The sequence below is a fragment of the Jiangella alba genome, from assembly GCF_900106035.1.
GTDB classification, from domain to species: Bacteria; Actinomycetota; Actinomycetes; order Jiangellales; family Jiangellaceae; genus Jiangella; species Jiangella alba.
This window is the reverse complement of sequence record NZ_FNUC01000004.1, coordinates 2,578,389-2,600,645: the sequence shown is the minus strand read 5'-3', so window position 1 is coordinate 2,600,645 and position 22,257 is coordinate 2,578,389. Positions and strand designations below refer to the sequence as shown.

Here is a 22,257-nt window from a genome sequence, read left to right as displayed (position 1 = left end):
CCCCGGCACACGAGCCCACACCGCCGACGGCCCGCAACCGCCACCGGCCGCCGCGACGCGGAGGTCGGGGCGGCCGGTGGGGGTGAGCGGGTCAGTAAGAAGGCTGCGACGGGTCGATCTGGTTGACCCAGGCGGCCACTCCGCCACCGACGTGCACGGCGTCGGCCAGGCCGGCGCCCTTGATGACGGCCAGCGCCTCGGCCGAGCGCATGCCCGACTTGCAGTGCAGCACGACCTGCTTGTCCTGCGGCAGCTTGCCCAGCGCCTCGCCGGTGAGGAACTCGTTCTTCGGGATGAGCACCGCGCCGGGGATGCGGTTGATCTCGTACTCGTTCGGCTCGCGCACGTCGACGAGGAGGAAGTCGCGCTGACCGGCCTCGCGCTCGTCGAGCCAGGCCTTGAGCTTCACGACCGAGATGGTGGCGTCGGCGGCGGCCTCTGCGGCTTCGTCGCTGAGCGTGCCGCAGAACGCCTCGTAGTCGATCAGCTCGGTGACGGGCTCGGCCGTGGGGTCCTTGCGGATCTTCAGCGTGGTGTAGTTCATCTCGAGCGCGTCGTAGATCATCAGACGGCCGAGCAGGGGGTCGCCGATGCCGGTGATGAGCTTGATCGCCTCGGTGACCATGATCGAGCCGATGGACGCGCACAGCACGCCCAGCACGCCGCCCTCGGCGCACGACGGCACCATGCCGGGCGGCGGCGGCTCGGGGTAGAGGTCGCGGTAGTTCGGCCCGTGCTCGGCCCAGAACACGCTGACCTGGCCCTCGAACCGGTAGATCGAGCCCCACACGTACGGCTTGCCGAGCAGCACGGCGGCGTCGTTGACGAGGTAGCGGGTGGCGAAGTTGTCGGTGCCGTCGAGGATGAGGTCGTAGCCGGAGAAGATGTCCAGCACGTTGTCGTTGTCGAGCCGCGTCTCGTGCAGGACGACGTCGACGTACGGGTTGACCTCCTTGACGGAGTCGCGCGCCGACTGCGCCTTGGACCGGCCGATGTCGGACTGGCCGTGGATGACCTGGCGCTGCAGGTTGGACTCGTCGACCTCGTCGAACTCGACGATGCCCAGCGTGCCGACACCGGCCGCGGCGAGGTACAGCAGGGCCGGCGAACCGAGGCCGCCCGCGCCGACGACCAGCACCTTCGCGTTCTTCAGCCGCTTCTGGCCGGCCATGCCGACGTCGGGGATGATGAGGTGCCGGGAGTAGCGGCGGACCTCATCGACTGTGAGCTCAGCTGCGGGCTCCACCAGAGGAGGCAGGGACACGATCGGCTCCGTCAGTTCGAGGCGTGGGTTCTTTCCTCTGCCAACGGTGCCACGGCATTCCGCATTCCCTGATCGAGTGTTCGCCTGGTGGACGCCGATGTCCGGATTCTGGACGCGTCGCGGATGAACTCGCGGATGACGGCGGCGACGGCAACCGGGTGCTCCATCATCGCGACGTGCCCGGTGTTGGGCATGTAGACGAGCCGGGCGTAGCGCAGCGCCCGCCGCCACCGGGTGCGTCCCCACGGCCCGACCAGCGCGTCGCGCGCGCCCATGATCACCAGCGTCGGCCGCAGCAGGTGCCCGGCCGCCCGCCAGGCGGACTGCCGTCCGGGCCGGGTGTAGTGCGCGACGATCGAGCGCAGGGCGGACAGCAGGACGGCGTCGGCGTACGGCTTCCCGGTCCAGCGGTCGCGCTGCTCGGCCGCGAACGTCAGCTCGGCCACCGGCACCACCGCCGCGTTCGCGAACAGCATGGCCGTCAGCCGCTCGGCCTGCTTCTCCGTCGGGATGCCCGCCGCCGCGCGCAGGATGCGCTCGCCCACCCACGGCACGGCCATGACGGCGGTCGCCTGCGCGGCCCACGGCAGCCGGTACTGCGGCATCGCCGGCGAGACGAGGCTCAGCGTCAGCACGAGGTCGGGCCGCCGGGAGGCGACGTAGACGCAGATCATGCCGCCGAGCGAGTTCGCGACCAGGTGCACCGGCCGGTCGAACGTCTCGAGGAACGCGACGACGTCGGCGACGTACTCGGCGACGGTGTGGTGGTCGCCGGGCGGGGACTCGCCGAAGCCGGGGAGGTCGATCGCCCACTGCTCGGCGTCGTCGCGCAGCTCGCGCATGAGCGTCGTCCAGTTCGTGGACGAACCGCCCAGGCCGTGGACGTACACCAGCGGGGTGCGCTCGTCGTCGCCGCCGGTCGCGGGCGGCGTGGTGTGGCGGACGAAGACGCGCCGCCCGGTCGAGAGCGTCCGCAGCTCACCCGGCCAGGCCTCGATCCGTTCCACACTGAGATGTTGGCACACCGCCGACTGCGGCGACGGCGAGCGGGTACCGTCGATGAGAGGCACGGGCCCGGGAGGTGCACGGTGACCGAACGTTGGCACGACGACGATCCCGAGGTCGCCGAGGGCGATCTGACCGAGCAGCACCGCGACCTCGTCGACGATCCCGACTCCGGCGACGACGCCGAGAGCGACGTCCCCGACGACGTCGACCCCGCCGATGCGCAGGAACAACGCCAGCCGGTCGGCTTCGACGACGACGACTACCGCTGAGGGTTCGGCGCCGGGAACGATACGATCCCGACATATATCCAATCCGAGGAGTGCCGTGACGACCGTGCCCGCCATCCCGGCCCGCGGCATCCGCATGCCCCGGGACCAGCGCCGCACCCAGCTGCTCGGCGCCGCCCGCGAGGTGTTCGTCGCGCAGGGCTACCACGCAGCGGCCATGGACGACATCGCCGACCGCGCCGGCGTCAGCAAGCCCGTGCTGTACCAGCACTTCCCCGGCAAGCTGGAGCTGTACATCGCGCTCCTCGACGCCAGCAAGAACGAGCTGCTGACCACCCTGCACCGGGCCATGGCGTCCACCGACGACAACAAGCAGCGCGTCATCGCCACCGTCAACGCCTACTTCGAGTTCGTCGACAACGACTCCGGCGGCTACCGCCTGCTGTTCGAGTCCGACCTGCCGAACGAGCCGGCCGTCCGCGAGCGGCTCGACCGCCTGACCGAGCTGTGCGCCCAAGAGGTCAGCCAGATCATCGCCGACGACACCGGCCTGCCGCCCGAGGAGTCCAACCTGCTCGCCGTCGGCCTGGTGGGCATCGCGCAGGTCACGGCCCGGTACTGGCTGTCGTCCGGCGGCACCATCCCGCGCGCGGCCGCCGCCGAACTCGTCGCCACGCTCGGCTGGCGCGGCATCCGCGGCTTCCCCAAGCGCGACGGCTGATTACGCTCGCGGCGCACACGACGCCGGCGGCGGAATGGGCTCGACTAGCCTTGCGGTTGACCATCACCGACAACAGGTCCTTGGGCCCGAGGGGAGAACAGGGTGGCCGTGGAGGTCAAGATCGGCGTGCACAACGCCACGCGGGAGCTCGTGCTCGAGAGCGGTCAGACGCCGAAGGAGATCGAGAGCACCGTCCGTTCAGCGCTCAGCGACGCCAACGGTCTGCTCGACCTCACCGACGAGCGCGGCCGTCGGCTGCTGGTACGCACCGAGCACCTGACGTACGTCGAGATCGGCGAGCCGGTCGAGCGCCGGGTCGGCTTCGGCACCGTCTGAGCCTCGCTCAGGCGGACAAGCCGAGCTTGGTCATGCGGTCGGTGTGCTTCTTCGTGATGCGCGCGAACAGCTGACCGAGCTCGGCGAGGTCCATACCCGGGCGGTCGACACCGCCCACGAGGAGTACGGCCAGGGCGTCGCGGTCGACGGCGACGCGCTGGGCCTGGGCCAGCGCCTCGCCGACCAGGCGGCGGGCCCACAGCGCGAGCCGTCCGGCCAGCCGCGGGTCGGCGTCGACGGCGTCGCGGACCCGGCCGACGGCGAAGTCGGCGTGGCCGGCGTCGGCCAGCACGTCGATGACCAGCTCGCGGGTCCGGGGGTCGACGGTCTCGGCGACCTCGCGGTAGAAGTCGGCCGCGATGCCGTCGCCGACGTACGCCTTGACCAGCCCTTCCAGCCAGTCGGCCGGCGCGGTGTTGGCGTGGAACTGCTCCAGCGGCACCCGGAACGGCGCCATGGCGTCGTCGACCGGCGCGCCGAGTTCGTCGAGGCGGTCGCGGATGCGCTCGAAGTGGTGGAACTCGGTGACCGCCATGCCGGCCAGCGCGGCCTTGTCGGCCAGCGACGGCGCCAGTCCGGCGTCGGCGGCCATGCGCTCGAACCCCGTCAGCTCACCCAGCCCCAGCAGGCCGAGCAGATCGACGACGCCGGCCCGGTAGGCGGGGTCGTCGAAGGCGTCGTTCGCGCTCACGGTGGCAACGATATCGGCGTGGCGCGGATGACGGTGAACAGCACTCCATTCCACTTGCCGTTACACTGGGCGATGGTATAGATGGCGTCCGGGCGAAACGGGCGCCCCCTGGGGACGAACCGAACGTCCGTACGCGTACCACGCGGCCTCTGGGCCCGCCGGCGATGACCGCCGGCGCGCGGCCCGGTTGGCGCGTCGCGTGCACGCCGTCTCGCGGCCCCGGGGTCCTGCGACGAATGAGGCGAGACGCCCTGACAACCTTCACCGATCTGGGTGTGTTCCCACCCATCGCCGAGGCGCTCGAGCGCGTCGGCATCACCGAGGCCTTCCCCATCCAGGAGATGGCCGTCCCGGTGGCTCTGACCGGCAATGACCTCATCGGTCAGGCCCGGACGGGCACCGGCAAGACGTTCGCGTTCGGCATTCCGCTGCTGCAGCGCATCGTCGCACCCGAAGACCGCGACTACGGTCTGGCCAACGAGCCGGGCAAGCCGCAGGCGCTCGTCGTCACCCCGACGCGCGAGCTGGCCGTGCAGGTCAACGGCGACCTCACCACCGCCTCGACGGTGCGCAAGGTCCGCATCGTCACCCTCTACGGCGGCCGCGCCTACGAGCCGCAGGTCAACGCGCTCACCAAGGGCGTCGAGGTCGTCGTCGGCACGCCCGGCCGGCTGCTCGACCTCGCCGCGCAGGGCCACCTCGACCTCAGCCACGTCAAGGTGCTCGTGCTCGACGAGGCCGACGAGATGCTCGACCTCGGCTTCCTGCCCGACGTCGAGAAGCTCATCGCGGCGACACCCGAGCTGCGTCAGACCATGCTGTTCTCGGCGACCATGCCGGCCGCCGTCATCGGGCTGGCCCGCCGGTACATGCGCCACCCCGTCAACATCCGGGCCGAGTCTCCTGACGACACTCAGACCGTGCCCGCCACTGCGCAGTTCGTGTACCGGGCGCACCAGCTCGACAAGGACGAGATGGTGGCGCGGCTGCTGCAGGCCGAGGGCCGCGGGCTCGCCATGATCTTCAGCCAGACGAAGCGGGCCGCCCAGCGGCTGGCCGACGAGCTGAAGGACCGCGGGTTCGCCGTCGCCGCCGTGCACGGCGACCTCGGCCAGGGCGCGCGCGAGCAGGCGCTGCGGGCGTTCCGCAGCGGCAAGGTCGACGTCCTCGTCGCGACCGACGTCGCCGCCCGCGGCATCGACGTCGAGGGCGTCACCCACGTCGTCAACCTCACCTGCCCCGAGGACGAGAAGACGTACCTGCACCGCATCGGCCGCACCGGCCGGGCCGGCGCGTCGGGCGTCGCCGTCACGTTCGTCGACTGGGACGACCTCACCCGCTGGAAGCTGATCAACGACGCGCTCGACCTCCCCTACCCGGAGCCGGTCGAGACGTACTCCAGCAGCGAGCACTTCTTCCACGACCTCGGCATCCCGCCTGGCACCAAGGGCACGCTGCCGCGGTCCGAGCGCACCCGCGCCGGGCTCGACGCCGAGAAGCTCGAGGACCTCGGCGAGACCGGCAAGACCCGCAGCCGTCAGCCCCGCGCCCGCCGCGGCGGTGGCGGCCGGCGCCGCACCCGCGGCGGCGAGCCCGCGGCGGTCGGCGCACAGGGCCGCTCCGAGCACCGCGCCGACGAGGAGGCGCGGCCCCGGCGGCAGCGCAGCCGGCGCCGCACCCGCGGCGGCAAGTCCGTCGAGGACGGCGGCTCGGGCCACTCCCCCGAGGCCGACCCCACCGCGACGTCCTGACCCAAGGCCCCGATGCGCCGGCCCGCCCGGCGCATCGGGTCATCGGCCGGCGCCGACCCAGCGGTGGTAACGGGCGAGGTCGACGTTGCCGCCGCACACGATGGTGACGACGTGCCGCCCGGCGAAGCGGTCGCGGTCCTCGAGGATCGCCGCGACGCCGAGCGCGGCCGACGGTTCGACCACGAGGCCGGCGTGGTCGAGGAGCATCCGCATGCCGGCGGTGATCGACTCCTCGCGGACCAGGACGGCGTCGTCGGCGAGCACGAGCAGGTCGTCCAGGACGGCCGGGATCGGACGGCGGCCCGCGACGCCGTCGGCGATGGTGTCGGTCGAGTCCGTGGTGACGACGCGCCGCTGGCGCCACGACAGCGTCATCGCCGGCGCGCCGAGCGGCTGGACGCAGATCACCTCGACACCGGGCGCCATCGTCTTCAGCACCTGACCCACCCCGGTGGCCATCGCTCCGCCGCCGAGAGCGATCAGGACGGCGTCGAACGACGGTGCGGCATCCACCAGTTCCAGGCCGATCGTCGCCGCACCCTCGCAGGTCTCGAGGTCGAGGCTGTCCTCGACCAGCCGGATGCCCTCGTGCCGCGCGATCGCCGCGGCCCGGTCACGGGCCAGGTCGAAGTCACCGTCCACCAGCTCCAGCCTCGCCCCCAGCGCCCTGATGCGATCGAGCTTGGCCACCGGCGCGAACCGGGACGCCACGACGGTCACGTCGAGTCCGCGGTCGCGACCGGACCAGGCGAGGGCCTGGCCGAGGTTGCCCGCGCTGGCGCACACCACCTCTCGGGCGGCGTCGGCGACGAGCCGGCCGGCGATCACCTCCGTGCCGCGGGCCTTGAAGCTGCGGACCGGGTTCGCGGTCTCGAGCTTGACGCTCACCGCGCAGCCCAGGCCGGGCTCCATGCCCTGGACAGGGTACAGCGGGGTGTCGAGGAAGAGCGGGTCGATCAGCCGGCGAGCCGCCCGGATGCGGTCGGTGTCGAGGCGCGTCTCCTGCACGATGCCGCAGCGTAGCCCGGACGCGGCGAAGGGACCCGGTGACCCCACGGGGGAGGGAGTCGCCGGATCCCTTCGGGTCCGAGTGCGCCTTCCGATGACCGCCGGCGCAGGGGTGGTGTGACCTCGGGGTGGAGGGTGCCGACGGTCATCGGAAGGCTGCGCGGCCGTGTCGCAGGCGCCCCCTGCTGATCGGCCGTGCGCGGGAGTCCGACGTGGTACCAGCCCGCCGTCTTCCCTGGCCCAACGCTACGAAGGGGTGGGTACGGGCGACATCCGTAGTGATTACGCAAATTCTTCCGCGCGGATCACCGCGATCATGGTCATCTGCCTCTACCGTTGGCGTGCATGCACGCCACTCACGCGCTGAGTCACTGGCCGCTGGTCGGCCGGTACGACGAGTACGCGGCCGCGCTGCAGGTCCTGACCGGCAACGATTCCGGGACGGCGTTCGGCGTGCTGCTGATCGGTGAGTCGGGCGTGGGCAAGTCGACGTTGGCGAGCCGGCTCGAGGAGGCGGTCGCCGAGACCGCACATGTGGTGACCGTCACATCGCCGAGCCGGGCCCAGCCGGTCATGCTCGGCGCGCTGGCGCCGCTGCTGACCGACGTCGGGGCTCATGCCGACGCCAGCCCGATCTCTGTGTTCCAGGCGGCCGCCACCCGGCTTGCCCGCGACTCCGGTGGCCGGCCGGTGGTGCTGCGGGTCGAGGACGGCCACCTGCTGGACGGCGCGAGCGCGGGCGTGCTGCGCATGCTGGCGATGTCGCGGCGCGCGCGGTTGCTGGTGACGAGCCGGCCGAACCCCGCGATCCCGGACGACCTGCTGGCGCTGTGGAAGGACGGCTGGCTGCGCTGGATCGACGTCGCGCCGCTGGACCGGGCCGAGACGACGCTGCTGCTGCGCGAGGCGCTCGGCGGCGTCATCGGCCGCGACACCGACCGCCGCATGTGGGAGGCGAGCCTCGGCAACCCGCTCTACCTGCGCGAACTGGTCCGCTCGGCGCTGAGCCGGGACGAGCTGCTGCACAACCACGGCGTGTGGACGTGGACCGGGCCGGTGGTGCCGGGCCGGCTGATCGAGTTGGTGACGGCGGAGCTGCGGCGCCGCCCGGACGGCGAGCGCGAGGTCCTGGAGATCGTGTCGCTGGCCGAGTCGCTGCCGCTGCCGCTGCTGTTCGAGCTGGCCGACACCGACACCGTCGACCCGCTGGTCGAGGCGGGCATGCTGGTCGTCGACAACGCCGCGGCGCCGCCGACGGTCACGCTGTCGCACCCGGTGTACGGCGAGGCGATCCGCAGCCTGGTGCCCCCCGGACGGCGCCGGGTGCTGCGCGAGCGCGTGGTCCGGCACCTTCCCGGACCGCACGACGCGTCGCTGCCGGACCTGCTGCGGTGGGTGTCGTGGGCGCTGGAGGCGGGCTCGGTGCCCGAGCCTGAGCTGCTGGTCGAGGCGGCCGCGCTGGCCAACCGGCTGCAGCAGGCCGCCGACGGGCGGCGGTTCGCCGATCTCGCGCTGCTGGCCGATCCGGACGACGTCGTGGTGGCCGGCGCGCTGGCCGAGCGGGCCCGCGCACACCGCGTCCTCGGCGCCGTCGACCGCGCCCAGGCCGACCTCGACCAGCTGCACCTGCTGCCGGACGAGGTGCTGACGCCGCCGCTGGTGGCGCACGCCGCCATCACCGGCGCCGACGTGCTGTTCCATGGGCAGGCCGATCCCGTGGCCGCGGTGCGGCTGCTGGACGACGCGCTGCCGCGGGTCGCCGTCTGCACGCAGTCGTCCGCCGTGGTGCGCGGGCACCGGCTGGCCGTGCTGATGAACGTCGGGCGCACCGATGATGCGCTGGACGAGGCGGTCGAGTTCCTCGGCGACACCACGCTGCCGCTGCTGGCCCGCATCCAGCTGACCGCCTCGGTGCAGCTGTCGCTGGCCCGGGCCGGCCGGGTGGCCGAGGCGCTGCGGCTGGGCGAGCGGTACATGGTCGCCGCCCGCGAGTCGATGTCCGAGGCGACGGCGTACCTCATGCCGCTGCGCGCCGCCGTCACCGTGATCCGGCTGTTCGCCGGTGACGTCGACGGCGCCGAGCGGATGCACGCCGACGAGTCCGACCTCGACATCGGTCAGGTGCACCACCACCGCAACGTGCCGGGGCTGGTCGAGGGCCAGCTGGCGATGGCCCGCGGCCGCTGGTCGGAGGCGTCCGGGCACCTGGGCGGGGCCATCGCCGCGCTGCGCGACGCCGACCCGCGCGGGTTGCTGCCGGCCGTCCTGGCGCTGGCGGCGGAGTCCGCGGTCTGGCTCGGCGACGTCGACGACGCGGCCCGGTTCCGCGAGGAGGCGTTGCGCCAGCCGGTGCACGAGACGTCGACGATGTTCGGACGGCGCCGCCGAACGCTGCTGTGGGTGGGCCTGGCCCGCAGCGAGAGCGACGCCGTCGACAACGCCATGGACGCCGCCGACGCCGCGGCCGCCGCGCACCTGCCGCCGGCCGAGCTCGACTCGCTGCACGTCGCTCTGCTGGGGCTGGCCGACGGGCTGCCGACGGCGCGCGAGCTGACGCTGTCGCACGTCGCCGAGCGGATGGCCGCCGCCGCCAAGCAGTGCGACGGCCTGCTGCGCGCCGACGCGATGGCCGGTTACGCCCGCGCCGTGGCCGACGGCGACACCGAGCTGGCCGCGGCGTTCGAGGCGACGCTGGCCGGCTTCGGCATCTGGGCCAACCCGCCGCGGCAGCAGACCGTCGCGCTGACCCGGCGCGAGCAGGAGATCGCCCCGCTGGCCGCCGCCGGCATCTCCTCCCGCGACATCGCCCGCCGGCTCACCATCTCGACCCGCACCGTCGAGAGCCACCTGGCCCGCATCTACGCCAAGCTCGGCATCACCAGCCGGGCCGAGCTGCCGGCCGCGCTGAGCGGGCGCTGACCCCCGTCAGTCCGGCGGCGTCAGGACCACCGCCGCCTTGAGGTCGGCCCACAGCTCCGGCCGGACGGTGACCCGCGGCCCGAGCCGGTAGACCCGGGTCCGGGCCCGCCCGCGCACCCACAGGTGCACCTCCGTGGGTCCGCGGTGCGCGGCCAGCACCTCCGCCAGGCGCCGGGCCCACTCCGGCGTCACGTGCGCCGCCAGCGCGTCCAGCCGGACCGGCGCGTCGGCGCTGCTCAGGTCCGGTGTCGTGAGCTCGGAGACGACCAGGCGGGGCACGTCCTCGCGTTTGTCCAGACGGCCCTTGACCAGCACGATCGCGTCCTCGGCCAGGCCCGCGGCGACCAGCTGGTAGGTCGCCGGGAAGACCATGCAGTCGATCGAGCCGGCCAGGTCCTCGACGGTGGCGATGGCCCAGGCGTCGCCCCGTTTGGTCACCTTGCGCTGCAGCCCGGACACGATGCCGCCGATGGTGACGACGGCGCCGTCGGGGTGATCGCCGCCGGTCAGCGCCGAGATCGCCGCGTCGGCCCGCTCGGCGAGCTGGTGCTGGATGCCGAACAGCGGGTGGTCGGAGACGTAGAGGCCGAGCATCTCCCGCTCCTGGGCCAGCAGGAACGCCTTGTCCCACTCGTCGTCCGGGAAGTCCGCCGGCGTGGCGGCGGCCGGGTCGCCGTCGCCGGTGCCCTGGTCGCCGAACAGGTCGAACTGGCCCTCGGCCTCCTTGCGCTTCACCGCGACGGCGGTGTCGACCAGCGGCTCGAACCGGGCGGCCAGGCCCTTGCGGGTGTGTCCGAGGGCGTCGAACGCGCCGGCCTTGATCAGCGACTCGACCGTCCGCTTGCCGCAGGCGGCCGCGTCGACCTTGGCCAGGTAGTCGGGGAAGGACGCGAACCGGCCCTGCTCGTCGCGGGCGCGGACGATCGCGTCGACCACCGACGTGCCGACGTTGCGCACCGCGCTGAGCCCGAACACGATGGTGTCGTCGCCGCGCGGCGTGAAGTCGGCCACCGAGTCGTTGACGTCCGGTGTCAGCACCGTGATCCCCATCCGCCGGCACTCGTTGAGGTACACCGCCGACTTGTCCTTGTCGTCGCGCACCGACGTCAGCAGCGCGGCCATGTACTCGGCCGGGTGGTTCGCCTTGACGTAGGCGGTCCAGTACGAGACCAGCGCGTACGCGGCGGCGTGCGCCTTGTTGTACGCGTAGCCGGCGAACGGCACCAGGACGTCCCACACCGCGCGGATGGCCCCGTCGGAGTAGCCGCGGTCCCGGCAGCCGTCGCGGAACGAGCCGAACTCCTGGTCCAGCACCTCCTGCTTCTTCTTGCCCATCGCCCGGCGCAGCAGGTCGGCCTGGCCCAGCGTGTACCCGGCCAGCACCTGGGCCGCCTTCTGCACCTGCTCCTGGTAGACGACCAGGCCGTAGGTGAGGTCGAGCACCTCCTTCAGCGGCGCCTCCAGCTCCGGGTGGATCGGCGTGATGTCCTGCTGCCCGTTCTTGCGCAGCGCGTAGTTGACGTGCGAGTTCATCCCCATCGGGCCGGGCCGGTAGAGCGCGGTCACGGCGGTGATGTCCTCGAACTGGTCCGGGCGCATCAGCCGCAGCAGCGACCGCATGGCACTGCCGTCGAACTGGAACACGCCGAGGGTGTCGCCGCGGCCGAGCAACTCGAACGTCGGGCGGTCGTCCAGCGGCAGCGCCAGCAGGTCCAGACCGGTTCCGGTGTCGCGCCGGACCAGGGCGACCGCGTCGTCGAGGATGGTGAGGTTGCGCAGCCCGAGGAAGTCCATCTTCAGCAGGCCGAGCGACTCGCAGGTGGGATAGTCCCACTGCGTGATGGTGACGCCGTCGGAGTGGCGCACCCACACCGGCACGTGGTCGACGATCGGCTCGCTGGACATGATCACGCCGGCCGCGTGCACGCCCATCTGACGCACCAGGCCCTCGACGCCCTTCGCCGCGTCGACCACCTTGCGCACGTCCGGCTCGTTCTCGTACATGCCGCGCACCTCGGCGGCCTCGGCGTAGCGCGGGTGCTTCGGGTCGGTGATGCCGGACAGCGTGATGCCCTTGCCGCCGACGTCGGCCGGCATGGCCTTGGTGATGCGGTCGCCGACGGCGTACGGGAAGCCGAGCACGCGGGCGGAGTCCTTGATCGCGTTCTTCGCCTTGATGGTGCCGTAGGTGCCGATCAGCGCGACCTTGTCGGCGCCGTACTTCCGCGTCACGTAGCGGATCACCTCGGTGCGCCGGCGCTCGTCGAAGTCGATGTCGACGTCGGGCATCGAGACCCGCTCGGGGTTGAGGAAGCGCTCGAAGATCAGTCCGTGCACCAGCGGGTCGAGGTCGGTGATGCCCATCGCGTACGACACCAGCGACCCGGCCGCCGACCCGCGTCCCGGCCCGACCGCGATGCCGTGCTCCTTCGCCCACATGACGAAGTCAGCGACGACGAGGAAGTAGCCGGGGAAGCCCATCTGGACGATGACGTCCATCTCGTACTCGGCCTGCCGCCGGTACTCGTCCGTGACGCCGTCCGGGTAGCGCCGCCGCAGCCCGGCCTCCACCTGCTCGCGGAACCAGGTCACCTCGGTGTACCCGGCCGGGACGGGGAACCGCGGCATGAGGTCGCGCTTCTCGAACCAGCCGGCGGGGTCGATCTGCTCGGCGACGAGCCGGGTGTTGCGGCAGCCCTGCTGCCAGGCGTCGGAGGAGTCGACGGCGTACATCTCGGCGGCGGACTTGAGGTGGTAGCCAGTGCCGTCGAAGCGGAACCGGTTCGGGTCGGACACCGTGGCGCCGGTCTGGATGCACAGCAGCGCGTCGTGCGCGGCCGCCTCGTGCGCGTACGTGTAGTGCGAGTCGTTGGTGACCAGCGGCGCGATGCCGAGGCGCCGGCCGAGGTCGAGCAGGCCGTCGCGGACCCGCCGCTCGATCTCGACGCCGTGGTCCATCAGCTCCAGGAAGAACCGGTCGGCGCCGAAGATGTCGCGGTAGTCGGCGGCGGCCCGCAGCGCCGCGTCGTCCTGGCCGAGCCGCAGCCGCGTCTGCACCTCGCCGGACGGGCAGCCGGTCGAGCCGATCAGCCCTTCGGCGTGCGCGGCCAGCGCCTCCTTGTCCGTCCGCGGCCACTTCTGCAGCCAGCCCTCCTGATAGGCGTCGGACGAGAGCCGGAACAGGTGGTGCAGGCCGGTGCGGTCGGCCGCCCAGATCGTCAGGTGCGTGTACGCGCCGGAGCCCGAAACGTCGTCGCGCTTCTGGTGCGGCTGCCCCCACAGCACCCGGGCCTTGTGCCGCCGCGACTCAGGCGCGACGTAGGCCTCCATGCCGATGATCGGGGTGACGCCGGTCGCGGCGGCCTGCTGGTGGAAGTCGTAGGCGCCGTGCAGGTTGCCGTGGTCGGTCATCGCGAGGTGCGTCATGCCGTGGTCACGGGCGGCGGTGAGCAGGTCCTTGACCCGGGCGGCGCCGTCGAGCAGCGAGTACTGCGTGTGGACGTGCAGGTGGGTGAACGGTTCGGGCACTCCGGCCCCCGGTCAGGCGTCGCCCTCGAGGTCGCGGGCGATGGCCCGCAACCCGATGGCCACCTCCCGGGCCGACGGCGCCCGCTCGGGGTCGACCAGCCACTGCTGGGTGAGCCCCGCGACCAGCGCCGAGTGCACCGACCCGACCGCCCGCGTCTCCTCCGTTGGCTCGATGCCGTCCAGGCCGTGCAACTGCGCGGCGAGGCCCGTGCGCGACCGTTCGAGCGCGTCGGCCAGCTGCTGGCGGATCTCCGGCGACCGCTCGGCCTGGGCCATCGCCTCGACGCTGGCCACCATCAGCGCCCGCTCGGTGAGCTGGGAGTCGATCATCCGGGCCCACATCGCGACGATCCGCTCCCCCGGCGTGCCGGCCGCGTCTTCGTCGCCGGACGTCGCGGCCGCACGGTCGCCCCACTCCCACAGCGACTCCAGCAGCGCGCGGTTGAGCAGCGCGTCCTTGGAGCCGTAGTGGTAGTTGATGGTGCCCAGCGGCGCGCCGGCCGTGGCGGCGATGTCGCGCGAGGTCGTGCGCGCGTAGCCGCGCTCCTCCAGGCACCGCTTGGCGGCGGTCATGAGCTGTTCGCGATGTCCCATGGGCGGCAGCGTACCCCAGATTTGAACGGGCGTTCAGAACGTGCGTTCAAATCTGTGGGCGTGCCGAAACCGCCCGCGGTGACGGGCGGCGGGCGGCTGGACTCAGCTGCGGACGACGACCACGGGGGTGCCGACCTCCGTGTGCTCCCAGAGCGCGACGGCGTCGTCGAGGTCCTGGCGGATGCAGCCGTCGGAGAGCGGCGTGCCGAGCTGCGACAACGTCTGCACCTCGGCGCCGGTGGCGGTGGCCACCGGGAGGTCGTGGAAGCCGATGTTGGAGTTCTCGCCGCGGAAGAACCGCACCATGTACTCCATGGTCTCGGTGCCGTGCCAGCTGACGGCGTCGCGCGACTTCGAGAAGACGTCGAAGGTGCCGGTGGGCAGCTGGTCGTAGCGGCTGCCCGACACGTAGTAGGTGCGCAGCACGGTCTCGTCGGCGTCGACCAGCCAGACCACCTGCTGGGTGATGTCGAACACCACGCGGTGGCCGGAGCCGCTGCCGGCCGGGAGCGGCGCGGTGGCGACCGGCTTGACGTTCGGGTCGGCGGGCGGCGGGACGACCTTCTCCATGACCGGCCGGGCGGTCTTCGCGGAGGGGACGCGCGCCTCGCCGCGGGAGGTGTCGTCGCCGTCGCGGTCGGACAGCGGCGGCAGCACACCGGCGCTGGCCGGGACATCCGGCCCGGTGGCGGTGCCGGCCAGCCCGAACAGGCCGGCGGTGACCGCGAACGAGCAGCTGAGGAACGTCACCCGCACCCCGTGGATGCGGGATCGGCGGCGGACGCGGGAACGCCGGCGCGGCGAGTGCCGCGTGGCCGATCGGGACGAGACGCCGTAGCGCCCTGCCATCCGCGCTCCTTCGGGTCGGTGGGTAGCCGCCAAATCAGCGTACGCCACCGCACCGTCGCTGTGGCCGCGCCCGCATGATCATGCTCTCGGGAGCGCCCGGATAAACGTGACGGAGCGGACAAACGCGATCAGGAGGGTTCCAGCCCCGCCCAGGACGCGCGGGTGGTGGTGGACGCCCGGCCCTCGGGGCAGTGCTGGAGGTAGTCGCACCAGCCGCACAGCGACGACGGCCGTGCCGGGAACCGTTCGTCGCCGGTGTCGCCGGCCTTGAACGCGGCGTCGGCCGCGGCGCACTCGGCGGCGATGGCGTCGGCGCGGTCGAGGTGACGGGTGAGGGTGCGGTCGTCGTGCTCCCACACCGCGACGGTGCCGGACGGCAGGTGGTGCAGCTCGACCCGGTGGCACGGGGTGCGCAGCGTGCGGGCGGCCGCGGCGGCATAGACGGCCAGCGCCAGCGAGCTGCGGGCGTCGTCGGTGGTGAGGACGTGCCGGCCGGTCTTGTAGTCGACGATGACGAGGTCGTCGCCGCGTTGGTCGACGCGGTCGATGCGGCCGGTGAGCGACGTGCCGCCGTGGATGAGGCCGACCGTGCGCTCGACGCCGCGTGGCTCGTCGTCGGGGTCGAGCTTGCCGACGTAGCCGGTGACCATGTCGCAGGCCCGGACCCGCCAGAGGCCGGCCTGGTCGGCGTCGCGGAACCCCTCGGCCGTCCAGTACTCGTCGACCATGGCGCCGGCGCGGTGCGGCGTGCGCGCGTCGCGGGGCAGCCGCCACCAGCCGGCCAGCGCGTTGTGCACCACCGCGCCGAGCGTGTTGTGGGCCCACGGCGGGCCCTTGGGCGGCGGCGGGCGGTCGAGGTAGTTGAAGCGGTAGCGCCGCGGGCAGTCGAGCCAGGTGTTCAGCCGCGTGGGCGTGGCGCCGTACAGACGCCGCGGCATGCCGTCGAGGATGGGCTGGCTCATGGGACCATTCTTCCGCCCGGCACCGACACAGTCGTCACCCCGCGCCCTCCACGAAGGCACGGACGGAGTCGGCCACCAGTTGGACGGCGATGGCCGACAGCAGCAGACCCGCGATGCGGGTGACCAGTAGGATGCCCGACTCCTTCAGCACCCGCAGCAGCAGCACGCTGAACCGCATCGACGCCCAGATCGCCAGCAGCACCACCGCGATGCCCAGCCCCAGCGCGAGGAAGTCCCAGCCGCCGTCGGAGTCCTGCACGAACACCATCGTCGCGACGATGGCGCCCGGCCCGGCCAGCAGCGGCGTCCCGAGCGGCACCATCGCGACGTTGCCGGCGGACGCGGTGTCCGGCTGGTCCGCCTTCCCGGTCAGCAGCTCCAGCGCGACCAGCAGCAACAGCAGCCCACCGGCGCCCTGCAGCGCGGGCAGGCTGATGTGCATGTAGTCGAGGAGGGTGCGGCCGAACAGCGCGAAGATCGTGATGACCCCGCCGGCGACGGCGACCGCCTGCCAGGCGGCCCGGGTGCGCTCGGCCGGCCGCCGGTTGCCCGTCAGCGCGAGGAACACCGGCACCGTGCCCGGCGGGTCCATGATCACGAACAGCGTCACGACGACCTCGCCGAACAGCTGCCAGTTCATCGCTGCGCTCCGGGTGGGCTCGGGTGAGCGGCGGGGTCAGTGCCCGCCGGCCAGCGATCGTAGCCGCTCCCACTCCTCCGGCGCCGTCGTGTTGACGCCCAGCTCGTGGTCGAGCTTGCCGGTGCCGTGGTAGTCGCTGGAGCCGGTGACGACCAGGTCGAGGTCCTGCGCGACGCGGCGCAGCGTGCGCCGGCTGGCGTCGTCGTGGTCCTGGTGGTCGACCTCGATGCCGTCGAGCCCGGCGTCGCGCAGCGCCTCGATGCCCGACGGCGTCAGCGCACGGCGGGCGCCCTCGCGGCCCCACGGGTGCGCCAGCACGCACACCCCGCCGGCGGCGTGCACCAGGTGGATCGCCTCGTCGACGGGCGGGGCGTACTTCGCCGCCCAGCCCGGCCGGCCCTGGCCGAGCCACCAGGCGAACGCCTCCTCGCGGTCGCGCACATAGCCCTTGGCGATCATCGCGTCGGCCACGTGCGGGCGGCCGACGGTGGCGGCGTCGGGCGAGTGCGTCAGGATGTCGGCGACGTCCATCGGCAGCCCCGACGCGGTGAGCGCGGCGGCGATGCGGGCCAGCCGGGTGCGGCGGTCGTGCCGGACCCGGCCCAGTTCGTCGGCCAGCGGCTCGTACCCGGGGTCGACGAGGTAGGCGAGCAGGTGCACGCCGTGGCCGCGCAGCTCGGTGGAGATCTCCGCGCCGGTCACCACCTCGACGCCGGTCTCGTCGCCCGCCGCGAGCGCCGCCGTCCAGCCGTCGAAGGTGTCGTGGTCGGTCAGCGCGACGACGTCGAGGCCGACCTCCTTGGCCCGCCGGACCAGGTCTTCCGGCCGGTCGGTGCCGTCGGAGACGCTGCTGTGGGCGTGCAGATCGATGCGCAACCGGGGCACCCTCGATGTGATCGGTGGACGTCCGATGACCTCATTGATCGTAGCCCGGCGTCAGCCACGGCGGGGGCGTTCCGTACGGCAAGAGGTCGGCCTCGTGGCCGAGATCACGTAGATCGACCACCTCGACGTCCTCCAGCAGCAGCACGCCGGCGGTCTGCGGGTACAGGATCGCCCACAGCCAACTGCCACCCCAGTGACCTGCGTAGACGGCGCGGTCGGCGGGCCCTTCGACGAACCACAGCGGCACCGTGCGGCCCTGCACCAGCAGCTTCGCCCGCGGCTCGCCCTCGACCGCCTTGCCCGGGTCGACGCCCTCGAGCCCGGCCAGCCCCGCCCCCAGCCCGACGCCCTGTTCCTCGGCGACGAGCAGGAAATCGCCCGGGCCGCCCAGCGGATTCGGCCCGCTGATGCCGACCCCGCACGCCCGCACCCCGCCGGCGTCGTCACCGGCATGGATCACCGCGCCGACGACCCAGCCGCGCGGCAGCGGCCACGGCAGCCACAGCGGCACGTGGGAGTCGCGCGCCAGCTGATGCACCAGCGGCGCACTGGGCGTCGTGACCGGCGCCAGCGGGTACACCTCGCCGTGCAGGTCGCAGAGCCAGCGGCTGGACCACGCGCCGGGCGGACGCGCCGCTGCGCCGCACCGTGGACAGGTTCGTTCACCTCTCACCCGACCGACGCTGACGCCTCACCGCCCGCCCCGTCAAGCACCTCCCGCCAACGCGTGGGTCCGCCTGGACCGGAATGATCACGTTCGCCGGGGTTTCTGCCCCTCGGCAACCACCGCCGTCGCCCCCTCCGCCGAGTTGCCCGGGGGGCTGGCGGCGGCGCAGACCGGCCGGCGGCTGGCGCTACACCGCGCGGCCTGTACCCGCAATTCCCCCGTCCCCCTGATAGCTGCCAGTTCTTAGGCCGAGGTGCCGCGGGTCAAGCGGTGCCCCGCCCGCGCGAAGCGCCGATCAGGCTCCGCTTGAGGCGCGGTGCCGCGGCTAAGAGAATGGGCAGCAGGGGGACGGCCCACTCGCGCCAAGCGGCGAACTGGTGCACGACGGCGAACGCGGCACAACGGGGAAGGTCAGGGCGCGTTCCAGCGACCGATCGCCGGCGTCTCGCGTTCCCAGCCGAGCACGGACACGGTCGCGGTGTCGAGGCGCAGGTGGGCGCCCGCCCCCACCGGCCAGCCACTCCACCGCGCGCCGACCACCCGCAGGACGTGGCCGTGGGCGAAGACCAGCACGCGCTCCCCCTCGACCGACCGCAGCCGGGCGATCAGGCGGTCGACCCGGACCTCGACGTCGGCGGGGCGCTCGCCGCCGGGTGCGCCGTCGGTCCAGAGCGACCAGTGGGGGTGGGTCTCGCGGATCTGCGCCGTCGTGACGCCCTCGTACTCGCCGTAGTCCCATTCGCGCAGGTCGTCGTCGATCTCCGGACCCGGGAAGCCGGCCAGTTCCGCCGTCCGCCAGGCACGTTGCCGTGGGCTGGACAGCACGAGGTCGAACGCGGCGCCGTCGAGGCGGTCGGCCAGGGACCGGGCGGCCCGTTCGCCCTCCGGCGTCAGCGGGAGGTCGGTGCCGCTGGTGTGCTTGCCGTCGCGGCTCCACTCGGTCTGGCCGTGCCGGACCAGCCAGATCTCGGGACGGTGAGTCTGCGGGTCCGGCTGCCGGAGGGTCGCCATGCTGGTAACGCTAGCGCTGAGGATCGGCTCGGCGAGGAGGAACCGTGACCATGACCGAGTGGGCGTTCTACCGCGACGGCCGGCGGCAGGCCGGTCAGGACTACGACGACGCCGTCGCGCAGGCACGCCGGCGGCAGGGTTTCGTCTGGATCCGGCTGCACGAGCCGGACGAGGACGAACTGCGCGGCATCGCGTCCGACTTCGGCCTGCACCCGCTGGCCGTCGAGGACGCGCTGGACCCGCGGCAGGGCACCAAGATCGGCCACTACGACGGCCTGGTCTACCTGGTGCTGCGCAGGGTCCGGTACGACGGCGGAGTGCGCGACGCCGGGCGGCTGACGATGCTGGCCGGGCCGGACGTCGTCGTCAGCGTCAGCGAGGGCGACCCGGATCCCGTCCAGGCCGTCGCGGAGCAGTTGGAGAGCCGGCCGAAGCTGCTCGGCCACGGCCCGGCCGCCGTGCTGTACGTGGCCGCCGACTCCACCGTCGACGAGTACGTCGAGGTGGCGGAGGCGTTCGAGGCCGACCTCACCGAGATCGAGGCGGCCGTGTTCGACGAGGTCAGCGGCAACCAGGCGGGCCGCATCTACCACGCCAAGCGGGAGTTGCTGAAGCTGCAGCGGGCCATCGCGCCGCTGGGGCTGCCGGTGCGGTCGCTGACGCAGCGGGCGCCGGACCTCGTGGCGCCGAAGGTGCAGACCTACTTCCGCGGCGTCGGCGACCACGTCGACCGGCTGCACGCGCAGCTGGGCGGCTACGACGAGATCATCAGCTCGATGCTGCAGGCGAACCTGGCGCAGCTGTCCGTGGCGCAGAACAACGACATGCGCAAGATCACGTCGTGGGCGGCGATCGTGGCGGTGCCCACGGCGATCGCCGGCATCTACGGCATGAACTTCCGCCACATGCCCGAACTGCACTGGAGGCTCGGCTACCCCGGCGTGATGCTGCTGATGGCGGCGTTGTGCTGGATGCTCTACGTCAACTTCAAGCGGCGCGACTGGCTTTAGGGTGTGTCTCCCGGGTCTCGGCCGTAGCGAGCGGCGTCCAGGTGGATGCCTCGCAAGGCCGAGGAAGGAGTCATAGCGGGGTTCTATGACGACTGACGAGAACGCCGCGAGGCGCCGCCTGGGCGTCGCGCAGTAGGCCACGGACCCGGGAGACACACCCTAAGAGACGGTGCCGGTGCCGGTCTGCAACGAGAGCCGGGCGAGCAGGTTGCGCGCTTCCTCGGCGTGCTGGTGCTGGCAGTAGACCTCGTAGCGGCCGGCCACGGTGACGCTCTGGGACGTGAAGTCGCGGCGGCCGCCGGTCAGCGCGTAGCCGACCAGCCCGAAGATCATCATGAAGATGGCGCCCCACAGCACGCTGAGCAGGATGATCGCCAGCCAGCCCTCGTCGGTGAACAGGCCGAGGAGGAGACCGACGAACAGGCCCAGCCAGGCACCGGTGGCGAGGCCGCCGAGGGCCGCCTTGCCCCACGACAACCGCCCGGTGACGCGCTCGACCTGACGGAGGTCGCTGCCGACGATGGCCAGGTTCTCAACGGGGAACTTCTGGTCGGCCAGGTAGTCGACCGCCTTCTGTGCCGCGGGGTAGTCGTCGTAGCTGCCGACGACGATGCCGGTGGGAAGACCAGGGATGGGACTCACCATGACACACCTCCTAGTGGGCGACAGTACCCGCGTGGACGATCAACGCACGGCACATTCGTGCACGACATCGCCGGAACGTCGCTGCTGAGCGGGGCGAACCGGGCAGAGTGCGGCTACGCGGTGGAGGCGATGAGCCAGTCGGGCAGCTCAGCCGCCGCGGTGACGCCGAGCGCCAGCACCAGCGCACGGTGCGCCTTGGGCTCGAACGGCTCGATGAGCAGCGACATGCCCGCCTCGGACGGGGTGCGGTCGGCCTTGAGCTGGTTGCACGACACGCACGCCGCGACGGTGTTGAGCCAGCTGCGCTGGGCACCGCCGCGAGACGTGGGCACGATGTGGTCGATGGAGTTGGCCCGGCCGGCGCAGTAGGCGCAGCGCCGGGCGTCGCGTTCGAGCACACCGCCGCGCGACCACGGCACCTTGCGGCGGTACGGCACCCGGACGAACCGGAGCAGGCGCACGACCAGCGGCGTCGGCAACTCGCGCGTGGCCGAGCGGATGAGCTTGTCGGCGTCGGCGTGCTCGACGACGGCCTTCTCGGTGAGGATGAGGATGACGGCCCGGCGCACCGACACGACGGCCAGCGGTTCGTAGGAGGCGTTCAGAACGAGTGTGTTCACAGCGCACACGCCTCCTTCCCGAGCCCGCGTCAGGGCTCGCCGCTCTGACTCTAGTGTGGCCTACGCGCTCGATAAGGAACGTAACGGCAAAATCTGGACCAATCGCTGGCGGTGTCCGCGCGCGCGGACCCGCCTCTACAGTGCAACGACGCCGCCCGCTTCACAACGGATTTTCCTTCTGGTCCAGGTCGAGCCGGGGCAGCGAATCGCCCGACACGGAGCGCCAGACGTCGGTGACGCGGTCCTGGATGACCTCGACGACGTCGCGCAGCGGCAGCCCGGTGAACTCGTCGGGCAGGATCGGCTTGCCGACCCGCAGCTTGATGGTGGGACGGCGGACGACGGAGGTGATGGCGCCGCCGAGGCTGCGCGCGATGGACCCGGAGCCGATGCGCCGGGCGTCGTGGTGGGCCACCGGCACGACCGGGGCCTTCGCGTCGGCGGCCAGCCGGCCGACGCCGAAACGGAACCGCCGCGGCGAGCCGTCGGGCGTGGCCGAGACGTCGCCCTCGGGGTAGATGCCGACGACCTCGCCGCGGTCGAGCGCGTCGTGCGCCGCCTTCAGGGCGGCGGCGCCGGCCTGCCGCCCGCCGACCTCGATCATGCCGGCCTGCCGCGCCAGCGGGCCGATGAACGGGTTCTCGAACACCAGCGACGACGCCATGAAGCGGACGTGGCCGTGGGTGACGCCGCAGCCGTCGCGGTGACACGGGACGCTGGGCCGCAGCCCGGCCTTGTAGAGCGTGGAGAGCACCGGCGGCACGTCGGCGATGGTGGTGTGGTTGACGGCGACGATGGCCGGCCCCTTGATGGGCAGGTGCGACAGACCGTCGGGATCGACGCGACCGAACCACTTGGTCAGACCCACGGCCACCGCGCCCACGAGTTCCACGGGGGAAGATTAACCCATCGGCCCGGCGA

The 22,257-nt window shown here is 72.5% G+C and carries 21 protein-coding genes; 6 read left to right on the top strand and 15 right to left on the bottom strand.

All coding sequences use genetic code 11. The features are described 5' to 3' along the window. Window positions 1–91: 91 nt before the first annotated feature. Window positions 92–1,264 (bottom strand): adenylyltransferase/sulfurtransferase MoeZ, encoded by a 1,173-nt coding sequence (moeZ, locus tag BLV02_RS30045; protein ID WP_069114351.1) that lies wholly within the window; start codon window positions 1,262–1,264, stop codon window positions 92–94. 11 nt (window positions 1,265–1,275) lie between these two features. After that, window positions 1,276–2,271: an alpha/beta fold hydrolase gene (locus tag BLV02_RS30040; protein ID WP_069114352.1), complete on the bottom strand. Its 996-nt coding sequence runs from the start codon at window positions 2,269–2,271 to the stop codon at window positions 1,276–1,278. A gap of 81 nt (window positions 2,272–2,352) precedes the next feature. Here BLV02_RS30040 and BLV02_RS36830 point away from each other — a divergent pair, with 81 nt between their 5' ends. The 3 genes from BLV02_RS36830 (at window position 2,353) to BLV02_RS30025 (ending at window position 3,556) form a co-directional block, all read left to right on the top strand. After that, window positions 2,353–2,541, top strand: coding sequence for a hypothetical protein (locus BLV02_RS36830; RefSeq protein WP_069114353.1), 189 nt, complete (start codon window positions 2,353–2,355; stop codon window positions 2,539–2,541). A gap of 94 nt (window positions 2,542–2,635) precedes the next feature. After that, entirely contained in the window at window positions 2,636–3,220 is a 585-nt protein-coding gene (locus BLV02_RS30030) for a TetR family transcriptional regulator (RefSeq protein WP_053203586.1), read from the top strand. A gap of 102 nt (window positions 3,221–3,322) precedes the next feature. Beyond that, a complete protein-coding gene (locus BLV02_RS30025; protein WP_231947560.1) occupies window positions 3,323–3,556 on the top strand; it encodes a DUF3107 domain-containing protein in 234 nt (77 codons plus the stop codon). A gap of 7 nt (window positions 3,557–3,563) precedes the next feature. On the opposite strand, the gene BLV02_RS30020 is transcribed toward BLV02_RS30025, so the two are convergent. Continuing rightward, a complete protein-coding gene (locus tag BLV02_RS30020; protein ID WP_069114496.1) occupies window positions 3,564–4,259 on the bottom strand; it encodes a ferritin-like fold-containing protein in 696 nt (231 codons plus the stop codon). A 263-nt stretch (window positions 4,260–4,522) separates the two neighbouring features. On the opposite strand from BLV02_RS30020, the gene BLV02_RS30015 reads away from it, so the two are divergent. Then, entirely contained in the window at window positions 4,523–5,998 is a 1,476-nt protein-coding gene (locus BLV02_RS30015) for a DEAD/DEAH box helicase (RefSeq protein WP_074946812.1), read from the top strand. A 39-nt stretch (window positions 5,999–6,037) separates the two neighbouring features. Here BLV02_RS30015 and BLV02_RS36015 read toward each other — a convergent pair whose 3' ends face one another. After that, window positions 6,038–7,006 (bottom strand): threonine ammonia-lyase, encoded by a 969-nt coding sequence (locus BLV02_RS36015; RefSeq protein ID WP_069114497.1) that lies wholly within the window; start codon window positions 7,004–7,006, stop codon window positions 6,038–6,040. Window positions 7,007–7,351: 345 nt separating this feature from the next. Here BLV02_RS36015 and BLV02_RS35270 point away from each other — a divergent pair, with 345 nt between their 5' ends. Beyond that, on the top strand, window positions 7,352–9,925 hold the full coding sequence (locus tag BLV02_RS35270; RefSeq protein ID WP_069114355.1) for a helix-turn-helix transcriptional regulator: 2,574 nt from the start codon (window positions 7,352–7,354) through the stop codon (window positions 9,923–9,925). A 6-nt stretch (window positions 9,926–9,931) separates the two neighbouring features. Here BLV02_RS35270 and dnaE read toward each other — a convergent pair whose 3' ends face one another. The 8 genes from dnaE to BLV02_RS29955 form a co-directional block, all read right to left on the bottom strand. Then, entirely contained in the window at window positions 9,932–13,453 is a 3,522-nt protein-coding gene (gene dnaE, locus BLV02_RS29990; protein ID WP_069114356.1) for a DNA polymerase III subunit alpha, read from the bottom strand. 12 nt (window positions 13,454–13,465) lie between these two features. Further along, on the bottom strand, window positions 13,466–14,047 hold the full coding sequence (locus BLV02_RS29985; RefSeq protein ID WP_069114357.1) for a TetR/AcrR family transcriptional regulator: 582 nt from the start codon (window positions 14,045–14,047) through the stop codon (window positions 13,466–13,468). A 102-nt stretch (window positions 14,048–14,149) separates the two neighbouring features. After that, window positions 14,150–14,896, bottom strand: a complete 747-nt coding sequence (locus BLV02_RS29980; protein WP_141711815.1) for a L,D-transpeptidase — start codon at window positions 14,894–14,896, stop codon at window positions 14,150–14,152. Between the two features lie 128 nt (window positions 14,897–15,024). Next, complete coding sequence (locus BLV02_RS29975; protein WP_069114359.1) at window positions 15,025–15,858, bottom strand: RecB family exonuclease; 834 nt, start codon at window positions 15,856–15,858, stop codon at window positions 15,025–15,027. Window positions 15,859–15,892: 34 nt separating this feature from the next. Next, window positions 15,893–16,498, bottom strand: a complete 606-nt coding sequence (locus BLV02_RS29970; protein ID WP_069114360.1) for a MarC family protein — start codon at window positions 16,496–16,498, stop codon at window positions 15,893–15,895. 36 nt (window positions 16,499–16,534) lie between these two features. Beyond that, complete coding sequence (locus BLV02_RS29965) at window positions 16,535–17,374, bottom strand: PHP domain-containing protein (RefSeq protein WP_069114361.1); 840 nt, start codon at window positions 17,372–17,374, stop codon at window positions 16,535–16,537. 40 nt (window positions 17,375–17,414) lie between these two features. Then, window positions 17,415–18,056 carry a DUF6758 family protein gene (locus BLV02_RS29960; RefSeq protein WP_069114362.1) on the bottom strand — a complete coding sequence of 214 codons (642 nt, stop codon included), beginning with the start codon at window positions 18,054–18,056 and terminating at the stop codon, window positions 17,415–17,417. A 405-nt stretch (window positions 18,057–18,461) separates the two neighbouring features. Beyond that, entirely contained in the window at window positions 18,462–19,061 is a 600-nt protein-coding gene (locus tag BLV02_RS29955) for a histidine phosphatase family protein (RefSeq protein WP_069114363.1), read from the bottom strand. 50 nt (window positions 19,062–19,111) lie between these two features. Here BLV02_RS29955 and BLV02_RS29950 point away from each other — a divergent pair, with 50 nt between their 5' ends. After that, window positions 19,112–20,071, top strand: coding sequence for a magnesium and cobalt transport protein CorA (locus BLV02_RS29950; protein ID WP_074946810.1), 960 nt, complete (start codon window positions 19,112–19,114; stop codon window positions 20,069–20,071). Window positions 20,072–20,230: 159 nt separating this feature from the next. Here the strand turns inward: BLV02_RS29950 and BLV02_RS29945 are convergent, their stop codons facing one another. From BLV02_RS29945 to BLV02_RS29935, 3 genes are all read right to left on the bottom strand, one after another. Continuing rightward, a complete protein-coding gene (locus BLV02_RS29945; RefSeq protein ID WP_069114365.1) occupies window positions 20,231–20,716 on the bottom strand; it encodes a YflT domain-containing protein in 486 nt (161 codons plus the stop codon). Window positions 20,717–20,829: 113 nt separating this feature from the next. Then, complete coding sequence (locus BLV02_RS29940) at window positions 20,830–21,336, bottom strand: HNH endonuclease (RefSeq protein ID WP_069114366.1); 507 nt, start codon at window positions 21,334–21,336, stop codon at window positions 20,830–20,832. Window positions 21,337–21,496: 160 nt separating this feature from the next. Beyond that, window positions 21,497–22,228, bottom strand: a complete 732-nt coding sequence (locus BLV02_RS29935) for a lysophospholipid acyltransferase family protein (protein ID WP_069114367.1) — start codon at window positions 22,226–22,228, stop codon at window positions 21,497–21,499. Window positions 22,229–22,257: the final 29 nt, after the last annotated feature.

Coding starts and splice junctions, on each gene's coding strand:
- BLV02_RS30030 (WP_053203586.1), top strand. CDS start 2,636: ATGCCCCGGGACCAGCGCCGCACCCAGCTGCTCGGCGCCGCCCGCGAG.
- BLV02_RS35270 (WP_069114355.1), top strand. CDS start 7,352: ATGCACGCCACTCACGCGCTGAGTCACTGGCCGCTGGTCGGCCGGTAC.
- BLV02_RS29985 (WP_069114357.1), bottom strand. CDS start 14,047: ATGGGACATCGCGAACAGCTCATGACCGCCGCCAAGCGGTGCCTGGAG.
- BLV02_RS29980 (WP_141711815.1), bottom strand. CDS start 14,896: ATGGCAGGGCGCTACGGCGTCTCGTCCCGATCGGCCACGCGGCACTCG.
- BLV02_RS29975 (WP_069114359.1), bottom strand. CDS start 15,858: ATGAGCCAGCCCATCCTCGACGGCATGCCGCGGCGTCTGTACGGCGCC.
- BLV02_RS29970 (WP_069114360.1), bottom strand. CDS start 16,498: ATGAACTGGCAGCTGTTCGGCGAGGTCGTCGTGACGCTGTTCGTGATC.
- BLV02_RS29955 (WP_069114363.1), bottom strand. CDS start 19,061: ATGGCGACCCTCCGGCAGCCGGACCCGCAGACTCACCGTCCCGAGATC.
- BLV02_RS29950 (WP_074946810.1), top strand. CDS start 19,112: ATGACCGAGTGGGCGTTCTACCGCGACGGCCGGCGGCAGGCCGGTCAG.
- BLV02_RS29945 (WP_069114365.1), bottom strand. CDS start 20,716: ATGGTGAGTCCCATCCCTGGTCTTCCCACCGGCATCGTCGTCGGCAGC.